This window comes from Arthrobacter sp. 05L421, assembly GCF_056397785.1.
In genome coordinates, this window is sequence record NZ_JBFTOC010000008.1 from 146734 (window position 1) to 159057 (window position 12324).

Sequence of the window (12324 nt, forward strand, 5' to 3'; positions counted from 1 at the left end):
TCGTGTCAGACAAGAATGTCGAGGGTGGTTTGGGGGCCGTTCAATTTTCTTGCGGTGCGCAGGGCTTGATCATCGGCCAGCGCGTCCCAGCGGTGTCCGGGCCTCGGCTCGGACGGCCCGTTCCGGCCGCCCGGGCCGGAGCCGCCACCGCCGGGGTCACGGCCGGCGGCGAACTGGGCGCCGGAGCCGGCCCGGTCCTGGCCGGTGCCGTTGTGGCCCCCGCTCAGTCCGGAGCCTCCCGGGCCGCTGTGATCTGAAAGGCTGAGGCTGGCCCCGAATCCGGCGTCGCGGAGTTCCTTGCGGAGGTCAGGCAGGATGCCGCGGACCGCTTCACGTCCGGCGTCGCCCGGGGCGAAGAGCTCAATCCGGACGCCCGCGGCGTCGATCTGGGCCCGGACCGTCAGCGGGCCGAGATCTTCAGGGCTGACCTTGAGCGTCATGATGTGCTGGCCGTGCGGCGCCCCCACGAGCGTGAAGAGCGGTTTGGCCAGCTGCGGCTGGAGGGCCGCCGCGAACTGGGGGGCCGGCTGGGACGCAGGCTGTGACACAGGCTGGGCTGCGGGCTGGAACGCAGGCTGACTCACCGTTGCGGCCGTGGGCGGCTGGGCGGGTGTTACTGCCAGCGCCGGGCCCGTGTTGTCCGGAGCGGACGGTGTCTCTGCGGGCTTGCCCGCCGGCGCGGCGGCCGGACCTGACAGGACGTCGGCGCGCGCCGGAGCGGCCGCGGGAGCCACGGCGCTACCCACGGCGCTGGCGGCGGTGGCGGCGGTGGCGGTCGGGGCTTGCCCAGACGCGGGCGGCGCGACGGCAGCGACGACGGTGGTTACGGCGGTGGCGCCTGTCCCGTTGCCCGCGGGCCCGGTTGCCGCTGAGGCGGTGCCCGCTGGCGAAGCCTCATGCACAGAACCACGTCCGCCAAGTCCTGACGCGGTCATTGCTACCGCTTTGGCCGGTGTGGTGGAGGCGGCGGGGGCCGCCTCCACGGTGGCGGCCGGGACTCCAACGGTAGATGCAGCCGCGGGCGACCCGCTGGCCACCTGGGCGAGATCGGGCGCAGCAGTGGTCCCCTCCGTGCCGGAGACCGATGAAACCGGCGGAGAGGCCACAGCGATGGCAGACGCGGCGGCCGGTGTAGAAATCTGGGCGGAGGCAGGGGCAGCTGCAGGGGCGGAAACCGGGGCGGTGGCTGGCAGGGCGCCGGGCGCAATGGATCCGCTGGCAGCCCCGGCAAATGGGATTGCGCCCATGGTCTGTGCGGCCGCACCGGCGGGCGGGTTGCCCTCCCGCACGGTCCGGTCGGGGACGGAGACAGGCCTCTGCTGCAGCGTCGCGGACAATCCAGTGGCCGCGATAACTGGGCCCTGGGCGGCGGCGGCCGCCACCGCGGCGGGAAGAACGGCGGGAGGAACGGCCGGATGAACGGCCGCGGTTACGGAGGCGGCGCCGGTCTGTCCCGGAGCAGGGGAACGATCGATACGATCCGACGCCGGCGCAAGGGCCTGCGCTGCCTGTCCGGGCTGCGCTGACGCACGGGCCTGGGCTGACGGTCCTGTCTGGGTAAGGGAGACGAACTGGGCCGAGGAGAGCTGAGCCGTTGCGTACTGGACTGGGGCGACCTGGACTGGGGCGACCTGGACTGAGGCAATCTGCGCAGGCCCAGGGCCGGCAGCCGAGGCGGCATCGGTTCCCGGAGCGGCCCAAGAAGGGGCGGCGTCAGCCGTCACGGGGTTTCCGGCGGGGCCGGCCGGCGAAGCGAGATCCGCGCCGCCGTCGCGCTCCGGACGTTCCGGCGCCCCGTCGTCGGTCACCGGTACTTCAGTGGCGGTGCCCGGCCCGGCAGCGCTGCCGTTGCCTTCTGCACCCTGGACGTCGTTGAGGACGGCGTCAAAGGACGCGGCCTCCGGGTTCCCGTTGCCGCCCCGCGGTTCCGTGCCCTGCCGGGCTGCCCGGGCCGGTGCGGCTGTTGCCGGCGCAGCCGCGAGAGCCATCGATGCTGCGGCCTTCATGATGCCGTCCCTGCGGGAACGATGCGCCGGATGGAGGTCAGGTTGGACTGCTGCTCCCAGGCATCGCGGATCTGGATGGTTTTGCCGGGCACCGGAGCGTCGATTGCCTTCCCGTTGCCCAGGTAGATGGAAATGTGGTTGCCGCCGAAGCTCACCAGAAGGTCTCCGGGTTTCGCCTCGGCGAGGGAGGCCACCGGGGTGCCCTGGCGCATCTGGTCGCTCACCACGCGGGGAAGCTCCACACCGAGGTCTTTGAAGACCCTCTGGGTGAAGCCGGAGCAGTCCATGCCGGTGGCCGGATTGGTTCCGCCCCACACATAGGGAACACCGATGTACTTCTTTGCCACTGACACGACGTCGTTGCCGGTGGCGGCACCGCCGGTGTGTATGGTTCCCGTGGACTGGGCGCCAGTGAGCGCGGCGGTCCCGGCCGCCGTCGTGCCGCCGAGCCCCAGTGACGTGCCGAGGCCCAGGCCGTCCGTGAGGGAAGCGGCATCCGTTGTGCCGTTCCCGCCCAACGCCGCGGCAAGTGCCTGGGTGAACGTGCCGGAGTCGCCTGTGCCCGTCGCGGTCGCGAGCGAGGTCGCCGCCGCAGCCTTGGCGGCGCTTGTTTCCGTGGCCGCGGGCCGGCTCAGTTCCGCAATCATGGACTGAATGCCCTGCATCCGGCTGATCGCTTCGGTCATGCTCATGGCTTCACCTGCAGTTCGTCGCGGTGCCAGAGCGTCGAGGCGATCTCGTCCAGGGCGGATTGTTCGGCGCGCAGGTCCGCGGAGTTGACCTCGGCGTCGTGGCGGGCTTCCAGTTTTTCCAGCCCCACGGACCGCGTCCGGGCCGCGATGAACTCCGCGCGGGCCTTGGCCTCGTCAACCTCGGCCAGGTGCGTGAGGTTCTGCAGGTCCGCGAGCATGCTGTGCGAGGACGAGCGGGCGGCGGCCACAGCGCGCAAGGATGCCGAGCTGGAGATGGGGTCATCCGTGGCCGCAAGCTCGCGGCGGGCGGCGGCCTCGCGTACCCGCACGGAGCTGGAACGTGAGCGCGCGCGGGCCAGCCCGGTCGCCGCCTGGTCCTGCTGGAGCTGGCGGAGGCGCAGGAGGCCAGCTAGAGAAAATTCGCGGTTCATGCTGCTGCTCCCAGGATCGAAGTGAGGTAGCCGAGCCGCTGCCAGGACTCGGGGTGGGCCGTGGATTCGTCCATCGGCTGCTGGAGGAAGCCGCTGACGTCGTGCTCGTGGTTCAGCGCTGCGTCCACCAGCGGGTTGGTCCCGGTCTGGTAGGCGCCGACGTCGATCAGGTCCTGCGCCGCCTTGCGGGCCGCGAGGACCCGGCGGAGCGTGGCCGCTGACTCGAGTTGGGGCCGCGAATTGACCTTGCTGGCCACCCGGGACACGGAGCCGAGCACGTCCACGGACGGGAAGTGGCCCGTGATGGCAAGCTTGCGGTCCAGGACCACGTGGCCGTCCAGGATGGACCGGGCGGCGTCGGCGATGGGCTCGTTGTGGTCATCGCCATCCACCAGCACGGTGTAAATGCCGGTGACAGAGCCGGTTTCGGCCGTGCCGGCGCGTTCCAGCAGCCGCGCCAGGATGGAGAAGGTCGACGGCGGGTAGCCGCGGGTGGCCGGGGGCTCGCCGGCCGAGAGGCCGATCTCGCGCTGGGCCATGGCGACGCGGGTGAGGGAGTCCATCATGAGGACCACATCCTGGCCCTGGTCACGGAAGGACTCGGCGATCCTGGTGGCGGTGAAGGCTGCGCGCATGCGCATGAGGGCTGGTTCGTCGGAGGTGGCGACCACCACCACGGAGCGCGCCAGGCCGGCGGCGCCGAGGTCGTCCTCGAGGAATTCACGGACTTCGCGGCCGCGTTCGCCCACGAGGGCGATCACCGAGACCTCGGCGTCGGTCCCCCGGGCGATCATGGAGAGCAGGGAGGATTTGCCGACGCCCGAGCCCGCAAACAGGCCCATGCGCTGGCCCTTGCCGAGCGTCGTCATGGTGTCCAGGACGCGCACGCCGGTCTGCAGCGCGGTGTCGATGCGGGCGCGTTTCATGGCGTTGGGCGCCTCGTTGTCGATCGGCACGCGCGGTCCGCTGAGCAGTGGGCCCTTGCCGTCGATCGGCCGTCCCAGGCCGTCAAGGACGCGGCCGAACAGACCCGGCCCGGTGGGAACCAGCACCGCGCTGCCCTTGGTACGGACGGGATCACCGGCGGCCACGCCGGCCAGCCGACCCAGCGGCATGCAGCGCACGGAGCCGTCCAGTGCGGCGACGACTTCGGCGTCAAGGCCCGGGTTCTCCCCCACGGTCACGAGGTCGCCCAGCGCGCAATCCAGTCCTGACACTTCCAGGCCCAGTCCGATCACTGAAGTGACGACGCCAACCCGTTGCGGAGCAGCCGCGGCCAGCGCGGCGGCATAGTCGGCACCTTTCGGGCGCCACTCGGCGATCATGCCTGTCCCCGGTAAGCGCCGCCGGGATAATCACCGGGAGTTCCGGCGGCAATGCCGCCGGCAGGATCGGCGTCGGCCTGTCCGGCCTGTCCCAACAGTGCCTCTCCCAACTGCGCCTCTCCCAAGAGTGCCGTGCGGGCACGCCCCAGGGCTGTGCGGAGGCTGGCATCGAACCAGCCCTGCTGGTACTCGACCTTCGCGTCGCCGCGGCCCAGGGAGGGGTCCGCGATGAGCGGCAGCCCGGCGGGTAGGTCCTGGCCTTCCCGGCTGAGGACATCGATGTCCGCCGGGTGCAGCCGGATGGCCAGCACCGTTGCGGCATCGTTCCCGGAAAGGGCGCGGGCCAGGGCGGCACGGGCGGTCCGGGTGCCTTCGGCCAATTCGTAGCCGAGGATGGCCTCCGCCAGTTCCAGGGCCGTGCGGGCCAGGATTTCCTCGGCGTCCTGCAGGGCCTGCACGTTGCGGTGCGAAAAATCGGTCCGCGCGACGGCAAGGGCACGTACGGCACGGTCCAGGTCCTGTTGCCCGGCGGCCAGGGAGGCGGCCTGTTCCGCGGCCATCCGGTCCCGCCAGCGGCGCTGTTCCTTCGCAGCGGCACGCACTCCTGCCGCATAGCCGGCGGCGTGGCCCTCGGTGTAGCCAGCCTGCTCGGCGGCCGGGCCACTTGACCGCAGCGAGGGGAAGACGATGCGCGCCGGGGCAGGGGCAGCGCCGCTGTCAGTAGACATAGTCTTCCTCGTCCCCGCGCTGGATGGTGATCTGGCCTTCGGCCTCGAGCTCGCGGATGGACCGGACGACGGCGGCCCGCGCCTCTTCGATCTGCGAGGCCCGCAGCGGCCCCAGGCCGGCGATCTCGGATTCGAGGATTTCCAGGTTGCGCCCGGAGACGTTGGTGGTGATGGTTTCCAGGACCGGCTCGGAGGCGCCCTTCATGGCCATCGCCAGGACGGCGGCGTCGAGTCCGCGCAGCACCAGCTGCACGTCGCGGCGCTCCAGTTTGACGATGTCGTCGAACGTCACCATCTGGGCCCGGATCTCCACCGCAAGGTCGGGATCGAGCAGGTCCAGGCCGTCCAGCACGGACCGTTCCGTGCCGGCGTCGGTCCGGTTGATGATCTCCAGCAGCGGCTGGATGCCGCCGACCACCTTGGAGGCCTGCTGGGACACAGCGGCGCCGCCGCGGAGTTTGAGAGTGTCGGCGACGATCCCGATCGCCTCGGGCGCGCCGGATCCCATGGTGGCGATGCTGAGGGCGACGTCGGCGCGCAGGGAGCCGGGCAGCCCGGACATCACGGCCGAGGCCTTGCGCGGGCTGAGGTGGGCGAGGACCAGGGCGATGGTCTGCGGCAGTTCTCCGTCGATCAGGGCCAGGACCTGCACGGGCTCGATGTCTTCGAGGAACTCAAAGGACTTGCCAGCCATGTTGACCGTGAGACGGTTCATGAGTCCGGCGGCCCTTTCCGAGCCAAAGGACGCCTCCAGCAAGCCCTCGGCGAGTTCCCGGCCGCCCCGGGCCTGGCGCGGGCTGGTCAGCGCGGTCTGGTGGAAGTCCTTCATGATCTGCTCGGCGACGTCCGGGTCCACCTTGCGGAGCTTGACGATCTCCCCGGCAATTTCCTCCGCCTCGGTGTCCGTGAGCTGGGCCATGACTTTGGCGGCATTCTCGGGGCTCATCTGCATCAGGACGACGGCGGCACGCTGGGTGCCGGAGAGGAGCGTATCGGCTGTTTTCATACCGATTGCCTGTCATCCATGAGGCTGCGCAGGTAATCGGCGGCCCGCTCCGGGTTGGCGGCGACCATGCTGTCGATCTCAAACCGGCGGCGCTCGGATTCCAGCTGCTCGATGCTCGGGCCGGGAAGCGGGGGCAGGGCGGTGATCGGGATCGCCGACGTCGCTGGGGCGGGGGGAAGGGCCACCACGGGCGGTGCCACGGGCATGATCTCCAGGTCCAGGCGTTCGCCGAGGTCCACAGGCTCGCGCTTCTGGCGCCGCCGCAGGATGATCGTGACCACCAGGGCCAGGATCAGCAGGCCCAGCAGGATGCTGCCCGCGGTGACTATGGTGCCGAAGAACGCGGCCTGCTTTTCGGCTTCGGCGTTGGCCTTGGCATCGGCGAGCGCTTTGGCGGCGTCGTCGGCGGCGGCGGTGCTGAACGGCACAACCTCAACGGTGACAACGTCGCCGCGCGCGGTGTCGGCTCCGGCTGCGGAGGTGACCAGGTTCTTCAGCGAAGCGAGGTTCAGGCCGCCGGCGGCAGCCTGGCTGACGGCTACGGAGATGGTCTGCCGCTTGATGGCACCGGCCGGGATGACCCGGTCCTCGGTGACCTTGTTGACGGCGTTGTTCTTGGTCGCGGTGGAGGAATCGAAGTTGCCGTTTCCACTTGTGTTGCCAGGCACAGCGATGTTGTCCGGGCCGAGGACGCCGGCGGCCCCTCCCCCGGTTCCGGTGTATTTCTCGGTCTTGGACGATTCACTGAGCGGCAGGGCGCCGGCGGTGTTGGAGAAAGTTTCGCTCTTCTGCTGTGCGGATTCGCCCGTCACATCGGCGGCGACGGCGACCGTGGAGTTCCCCGGGCCCACTACGCGGTCCATGACGGCCTTGACGGCGTCCGAAGTGCGCTGCTGGTAGTCGCTGGCCTGCTTGGTGGACGAGCCTGCGGTCCCGCCGCCAACAGTGGACAGCACGTTGCCCTGGGAATCGACCACGGAGACGTTGGCGGGTTTGAGGTTTTCGATGGCGGCAGAGGTCAGGTGGACGATCGCCTGCACGCGGTCACTGGACAGGGTGGCTCCGGCGTCGGTTTCAATAAACACCGAGGCGGTGGTGTCCGGAGTCTTGGACACAAACACCGTCTTTTCGGGGATAGCGAGCCGGACGGCGGCGGTTTTCACGCCGTCCATGGCGGAGATCGTGCTGGCAAGTTCGCCCTCGAGGGCGCGTTTGTACGTCACGGACTGCTGGAACTCCGAGGACGTCACGCCCATCTTGTCCAGCAGGGAGTACCCGGTGGCGGCGGCAGTCGGCAGGCCCGCGGCCGCGGCCTTGAGGCGTTCGTCGTAGACCTTGTCCTGCGGCACCAGGATGGTGGATCCGCCGTCGCTGAGCTCGTACGGAACGTTGTCCTTGCGGAGCTGTTCGACGATGCCGTTTGCGTCGGTGATCTGGAGGCCGGAAAACAGGGGGGTGAGCACCGGGCGGGTGAGCCAGGCGGACAAAGCCACAATGCCGACCACCAGCAGGGCAGCGCCAAGCACGGCCAAGGTGCGCTGGCCGGCGGTGAAGCTCTTCAGGCTCGCGCCGAAGCGCTGGAAGAAGGCGGTTATCTGCGGAGGCATCAGGCCTGCATCCTCATGATCTCGTTGAAGGCGTCAACGCCCTTATTGCGCACGGTGGCCATGAGCTCGAGCGTCACCTGGGCGCGGGTAGCGGCCAGCGTCGCGGTGTGGATGTCGTCCAGGTTGCCGGTGACGGCAGAGACAGCCAGCTGGTTCGACGTCGACTGCAGCTGCTGGAGGTTATCCACCGCGCCGGTGAGGGACGTTGCAAAGGCGGAGCCGTCCGTGCCGGCAACCGGGGCCGCTCCGTTGCTTGCGCCGGTGACATAGCTTGTTGGCAGGACACCCTGGACGGGGGCGATGGGGGCGACAGTCATTAGGAGCGTCCAATCTCAAGGGCGGCCATGTAAGTTTCGCGGGCGCGATCCACTACCTGTGCGTTTGCCTGGTAGCCGCGCTGGGCGATGATGAGCGCGCCCATCTGTTCGGCCATGTCAATGTCCGGGTACTTGACGTTGCCGTTGGCGTCCGCCAGCGGGTGATCCGGCTGGTAGACGATCCTGCCCGCGGCGTTTCCGAGCTGGGTGCTCTTGACGTACACGCCCGAGCCCTCCGAGCCTTCGGCGGCCTCGACGTACCGGGCCTGGAAGGCAGGGCCGGACGTGGCCGAGGCGTTGTTCATGTTGGCGAGGTTGTCCGAGACAGCATCGAGCCACTTGCGGTGGACGGTGAGGGCGGAGCCTGCAATGCCGATAGCGTCGAAAGTCATCAGCTGGTCCTCAGGGCGGAGCGAACGGCGGTGAATTCGGTGTTGACGGCGCGGGCGGCGAATTGGAAGCGCAGCACGGTGTCGATGTTGGATAGCGTTTCGGTGTCCAAGTTGACGTTGTTGCCGTTGAGCTGGGTGGGCTCCAGGGACTCTGCGGTGGTTGCCTGGACGCTGCCGTCCCCGGACTTCACCGACGCCGCGAGGGCGTCCTCAAAGCTGACGCGCTTCGCGTGGTAATTCGGCGTGTTGATGTTCGCGATGTTGTTCGCGATGGTGCGCTGGCGCAATGCCAGCCCGTCCATGGCACTGGCCAAGGCGGCGGAAGTCACGGATTCGAGCACAGAGTCCTGCCTGGGAAAGGTGGGGGTGGCCGATCCGTGGCCGGTAAGCGAGCGATCCGTGCTCTAACAGTGGTTATCGGCACTGGTCAGCGCCGCGTTAGGTGAAAATGCAACAGTTCTTTCGAAGATTTGAGCTGAGGAGATTTCAGCCGTTGACGTCGAGGTAGATCGCGGCCGAAGACTCGCCCACACCGGGCACTGAGGACACCGCTTGGAGCTGACGGGCCACGTCCATTCGGGCTTCATCGAGCCGGTGCGCAACACGTTCCTGGGCTGCGGCCAGCGCGGCCGCGCGACGCCGCGCGGCCGCCGGCAACGGTCCGGGCCGGGAAGGCGGTGTCCAGCGTTCCACGGGCAGCGGCGCCACGTGGTGAGGCGCTGCGGCGGACAGCGGGCCCAGAGGATCCTTCAAGGTACGTTCGGCGGCCTGCACCGCCATTTCGAGCACATCCAAGATAGCCGTCCAAGCCGTCAGGGCTGTGTCAGCGGCCGCGGATTCGGGCAGGGTTGCGGCGGTGTGGTTGTCACCGGCTTCCTCAAGGCCGGTATCCGCGTCAGCCCGCTCAGCCAAAACCGAGGCTCCCGCCACCTGTTCCGGGCTGGGAGTTCCAGGCTCTGGCTGCCGAGAAGGCGGTGGGGGCTGCGGCGGGGAAGGTTGCGTCGGTTCCGCGGCTGGCGGTGGCAGGCGCCGGGATGACGGCCGCGGCCTCGTGCCAGGCCTGGCGCAAGGGTTCCATCAGTTCGATGGCTTCGCGGGTCAAAGCCGGGTCGCGCTGGATGTTGGCGTTGACCAGGGCCGTAAAGGCGTAGTTATAGACGCCGATCAGCCCGTCTGCGCCATCCCAGGAATCAGTCTTCAAGGACGAGACGAGCTCGGCAATGATGGCTTGGGCATGCAGGAGGTTTTCCGAGGCGACGGGCCAGTTGGCGGCCTGCTGCGCGGTTTCCGCGCGGCCGAGGTCCAGGAGGAGGCGGTCGTAGAGCATGGTGAGCAGGCGCGCCGGCGGCGCCGACATGACGGAGTCTTCGAGGTACTGGTTGCGCTGAGCCGCGCTTCCGTAGGACGTGGTGGTCATGCTGAACTACTTCCTGAGGAGAGGCCGGCGAGTTGGGAGGAGAGCCACGTCTGCTGGGCCTTCATGTTGCTGAGCGCCACCTCAAGGGCCGAGTAGGTGCTCTTCAGGGTGGCTTGGCGGGAGGCGAGGCGGGTGTCCCAGTCGCCGATCCGATTCGCAAGGTCACGGACCTCGGACTGCTGGCCGGTGATGGTGGTGGTCAACGTGCCGTCGTACTTGTCCGACGCCGCGGTGGCCGCACTGGCGATGCGCCCGGCGATCTCCTGGACCTTAGCCGCAGTGCCTGCGGGATCAGCGGCCAGGGCGGCAGCAAACTTTGTGGCGTCGAATTCCATGGTGCCGGTCTTGGTGATGCTGATGCCGATTTCCGACGGCGACCGCGGCGGGGTGCCGACTGGCAGTGATGCGGCCGAGAGAATGCTTTGGTTCACCGAACGCACGGTGCTGTCGCCCGCAAAAACCCCGGCGCTCGTGGTGGTGCCGCTGGTGTTGGTCGTAGTGCTCACCGCGGTTTTGCTCGCCACGAGGGAGAAAATGCCGTTGACACCGTCGACTAGATTCGAGGCCAGCTTCGTGATCCCGGCGTCGTCCCGGGCAACGGTGAGGGTCACGGGAGCGGCGGTCACTTCTTTGGCGGTGAGGGTCACGCCAGGCAGAAGGTCGGTGAAGGTGTTGGTCGAAGATTTCACGACCTGAGCGGCAGTTGGACTCGTCGGCCAGAGGGTGATCTCTGCGTCTTGAGCGGTCTTGACATCCGTGAAAGTCGTGCCGGCATCGGAAATAGTGAAGGCACCGGCCTCGCCGGACTTCGTGGCGGCGAACTGGATTCGGAAGTCCCCGCCGCCGACGGCCACTTTTGTTGCAGTTACGCCGGCGCCCGCGGCGTTCACTGCGGTAACGACGTCGTCGAGGTTGCTCCCGAGCGGCTCGATCGTATAGTCCTTGCCCCCGCTGTTGATCGTCATGGTGGTGTACGGCCACCCAACCACGGCGTTCACTTTGGGTGTCACGGTGACCTGGGTCTGCGCCAGCTGGTTTACCTGGAAGTCGATGGAGCCTGCTTTGGCGGCGGCAGTAGTGGTGGCCACGACCTTGTCGCTGCTCGTAGTCGCGGTGTAAAGGTCCAGGGCGCCCGGCTTGGCTGCGGCCGTGGCCTGCGTCGCGAGGGCGGCTACTTTGCTGTTGAGTCCCTGGAGCGCGGACACCATGGATTGGATGTCCGAGGACTTGTTCTTGAGCAGCGTTTGCGGGATTGCTTCCGACTGCATGATGGAGCTGATAAGCGCGGTGGTATCGAGCCCGCTGGCCAGTCCGTCGAGTGAGATCCCCATCGCTGCCTCCCCTTGCTGTCAAAATCTGCTTTGTTGCTGATGCTGTTTCTAAATACAAATACTGCACGTAAGGGCCGGACGATGGTTATGCCATCGTCCGGCCCTTCCGCAGCATAGTGATCGGGGGTGTCTCTTCGTCCGATCAGGGTGGCAGACTCATTTCTGGACTACCGGACTGCCGGAACCGGGCTTAGCGCAGGAGGGAAAGAACACCCTGGCTGGACTGGTTTGCCTGGGCCAGCATGGCGGTGCCAGCCTGGGACAGGATGTTGGCCTTGGTGAACTTGACCATTTCCTGAGCCATGTCGACGTCGGCGATGCGGGACTGAGCGGCCTGCAGGTTTTCGCCGGCAACATTCAGGGACTTAACCGTGTGCTCGAGGCGGTTCTGGGAGGCGCCGAGGTCAGCACGCTGCGTGGAAACCGCCTTGATGCTGGCGTCAAGATCGGCGATGGTCTGCGTTGCGTTCGCAGCCGTGTCCACCTTGAAGTCGGTAGCACCGGTCGTCGAGGAGAACGTCTTGCCGCCCGTGTTGATGCTGGTAGCAGCGTTTCCGAGATCAACCGAGATCACATTGTCGGCCGAGCCATCCGCGCCGACCTGGATGCTGAGCTTTCCGTTCGTCGCAGCGCCTGCCGAACCATCGAGCAGCTTGATTCCAGCGAAGTTCGTCGACGTCGTGATGCGGTCGAGTTCCTTGCCGAGGGCGTCAGCTTCGGTCTGGATCGCTGTGCGAGCGTCGCCATTGTTCGTGTCATTACCGCCCTGGACAGCGAGATCGCGCATACGCTGCAGAATGGAGTGGACCTCGGTCAGGGCGCCTTCCGCGGTCTGAATAACCGAGATGCCGTCCTGAGCGTTGCGGGCTGCCTGGGCAGAACCGCTGACCTGAGACTTCAGGCCCTCGGAGATTGAAAGACCGGCTGCATCGTCAGCTGCACGGTTGATGCGCAGGCCGGTGGACAGCTTCTCCAATGACTTGGAAAGGTCGCTCTGAGTAGCGTTGAGGTTACGGTACGAGTTGTTAGCCGCGAGGTTGTTGTTAATAACGAAGCCCATGATGTTTCCTCC

The 12324-nt window shown here is 67.8% G+C and carries 14 protein-coding genes; all 14 read right to left on the minus strand.

All coding sequences use genetic code 11. The features are described from left to right. Positions 1–5: 5 nt before the first annotated feature. On the minus strand, positions 6–2006 hold the full coding sequence (locus tag AC1DKQ_RS11735; RefSeq protein WP_476919073.1) for a flagellar hook-length control protein FliK: 2001 nt from the start codon (positions 2004–2006) through the stop codon (positions 6–8). Next, complete coding sequence (locus AC1DKQ_RS11740; RefSeq protein WP_476919074.1) at positions 2003–2698, minus strand: C40 family peptidase; 696 nt, start codon at positions 2696–2698, stop codon at positions 2003–2005. The genes AC1DKQ_RS11735 and AC1DKQ_RS11740 overlap by 4 nt, the downstream gene beginning before the upstream one ends. Continuing rightward, on the minus strand, positions 2695–3129 hold the full coding sequence (locus tag AC1DKQ_RS11745) for a flagellar FliJ family protein (RefSeq protein WP_476885068.1): 435 nt from the start codon (positions 3127–3129) through the stop codon (positions 2695–2697). Before AC1DKQ_RS11745 ends, AC1DKQ_RS11740 begins: the two co-directional genes overlap by 4 nt. Continuing rightward, on the minus strand, positions 3126–4454 hold the full coding sequence (locus tag AC1DKQ_RS11750) for a FliI/YscN family ATPase (RefSeq protein ID WP_476919075.1): 1329 nt from the start codon (positions 4452–4454) through the stop codon (positions 3126–3128). The genes AC1DKQ_RS11745 and AC1DKQ_RS11750 overlap by 4 nt, the downstream gene beginning before the upstream one ends. Continuing rightward, on the minus strand, positions 4451–5182 hold the full coding sequence (locus AC1DKQ_RS11755; RefSeq protein ID WP_476919076.1) for a FliH/SctL family protein: 732 nt from the start codon (positions 5180–5182) through the stop codon (positions 4451–4453). Before AC1DKQ_RS11755 ends, AC1DKQ_RS11750 begins: the two co-directional genes overlap by 4 nt. Next, positions 5172–6188, minus strand: coding sequence for a flagellar motor switch protein FliG (fliG, locus tag AC1DKQ_RS11760; protein ID WP_476885071.1), 1017 nt, complete (start codon positions 6186–6188; stop codon positions 5172–5174). Before fliG ends, AC1DKQ_RS11755 begins: the two co-directional genes overlap by 11 nt. Next, the gene (gene fliF / locus AC1DKQ_RS11765; protein WP_476885072.1) at positions 6185–7795 is read right to left on the minus strand and encodes a flagellar basal-body MS-ring/collar protein FliF; all 1611 of its coding nucleotides are present in this window, start codon (positions 7793–7795) and stop codon (positions 6185–6187) included. The genes fliG and fliF overlap by 4 nt, the downstream gene beginning before the upstream one ends. Beyond that, positions 7795–8112 (minus strand): flagellar hook-basal body complex protein FliE, encoded by a 318-nt coding sequence (gene fliE / locus AC1DKQ_RS11770; protein ID WP_476885073.1) that lies wholly within the window; start codon positions 8110–8112, stop codon positions 7795–7797. Before fliE ends, fliF begins: the two co-directional genes overlap by 1 nt. Then, the gene (locus AC1DKQ_RS11775; RefSeq protein ID WP_476885074.1) at positions 8112–8504 is read right to left on the minus strand and encodes a flagellar basal body rod protein FlgC; all 393 of its coding nucleotides are present in this window, start codon (positions 8502–8504) and stop codon (positions 8112–8114) included. The genes fliE and AC1DKQ_RS11775 overlap by 1 nt, the downstream gene beginning before the upstream one ends. Next, entirely contained in the window at positions 8504–8845 is a 342-nt protein-coding gene (locus AC1DKQ_RS11780; protein ID WP_476885075.1) for a flagellar basal body rod protein FlgB, read from the minus strand. The genes AC1DKQ_RS11775 and AC1DKQ_RS11780 overlap by 1 nt, the downstream gene beginning before the upstream one ends. A 145-nt stretch (positions 8846–8990) precedes the next feature. Continuing rightward, positions 8991–9416 (minus strand): hypothetical protein, encoded by a 426-nt coding sequence (locus AC1DKQ_RS11785; RefSeq protein ID WP_476919077.1) that lies wholly within the window; start codon positions 9414–9416, stop codon positions 8991–8993. Next, entirely contained in the window at positions 9409–9921 is a 513-nt protein-coding gene (fliS, locus tag AC1DKQ_RS11790) for a flagellar export chaperone FliS (protein ID WP_476919078.1), read from the minus strand. Before fliS ends, AC1DKQ_RS11785 begins: the two co-directional genes overlap by 8 nt. After that, positions 9918–11252, minus strand: coding sequence for a flagellar filament capping protein FliD (gene fliD / locus AC1DKQ_RS11795; protein WP_476885078.1), 1335 nt, complete (start codon positions 11250–11252; stop codon positions 9918–9920). The genes fliS and fliD overlap by 4 nt, the downstream gene beginning before the upstream one ends. Positions 11253–11442: 190 nt before the next feature. Next, a complete protein-coding gene (locus AC1DKQ_RS11800; protein ID WP_476885079.1) occupies positions 11443–12312 on the minus strand; it encodes a flagellin N-terminal helical domain-containing protein in 870 nt (289 codons plus the stop codon). Between the last annotated feature and the right edge of the window lie 12 nt (positions 12313–12324).

Bases quoted from the DNA above. Each gene is read 5' to 3' on its own strand.
- AC1DKQ_RS11755 (WP_476919076.1), bottom strand. From the start codon at position 5,182: ATGTCTACTGACAGCGGCGCTGCCCCTGCCCCGGCGCGCATCGTCTTC.
- fliE (WP_476885073.1), bottom strand. From the start codon at position 8,112: ATGACTGTCGCCCCCATCGCCCCCGTCCAGGGTGTCCTGCCAACAAGC.
- AC1DKQ_RS11735 (WP_476919073.1), bottom strand. From the start codon at position 2,006: ATGAAGGCCGCAGCATCGATGGCTCTCGCGGCTGCGCCGGCAACAGCC.
- AC1DKQ_RS11745 (WP_476885068.1), bottom strand. From the start codon at position 3,129: ATGAACCGCGAATTTTCTCTAGCTGGCCTCCTGCGCCTCCGCCAGCTC.
- fliS (WP_476919078.1), bottom strand. From the start codon at position 9,921: ATGACCACCACGTCCTACGGAAGCGCGGCTCAGCGCAACCAGTACCTC.
- AC1DKQ_RS11800 (WP_476885079.1), bottom strand. From the start codon at position 12,312: ATGGGCTTCGTTATTAACAACAACCTCGCGGCTAACAACTCGTACCGT.
- AC1DKQ_RS11740 (WP_476919074.1), bottom strand. From the start codon at position 2,698: ATGAGCATGACCGAAGCGATCAGCCGGATGCAGGGCATTCAGTCCATG.
- fliD (WP_476885078.1), bottom strand. From the start codon at position 11,252: ATGGGGATCTCACTCGACGGACTGGCCAGCGGGCTCGATACCACCGCG.
- AC1DKQ_RS11750 (WP_476919075.1), bottom strand. From the start codon at position 4,454: ATGATCGCCGAGTGGCGCCCGAAAGGTGCCGACTATGCCGCCGCGCTG.
- AC1DKQ_RS11775 (WP_476885074.1), bottom strand. From the start codon at position 8,504: ATGACTTTCGACGCTATCGGCATTGCAGGCTCCGCCCTCACCGTCCAC.
- fliF (WP_476885072.1), bottom strand. From the start codon at position 7,795: ATGCCTCCGCAGATAACCGCCTTCTTCCAGCGCTTCGGCGCGAGCCTG.
- fliG (WP_476885071.1), bottom strand. From the start codon at position 6,188: ATGAAAACAGCCGATACGCTCCTCTCCGGCACCCAGCGTGCCGCCGTC.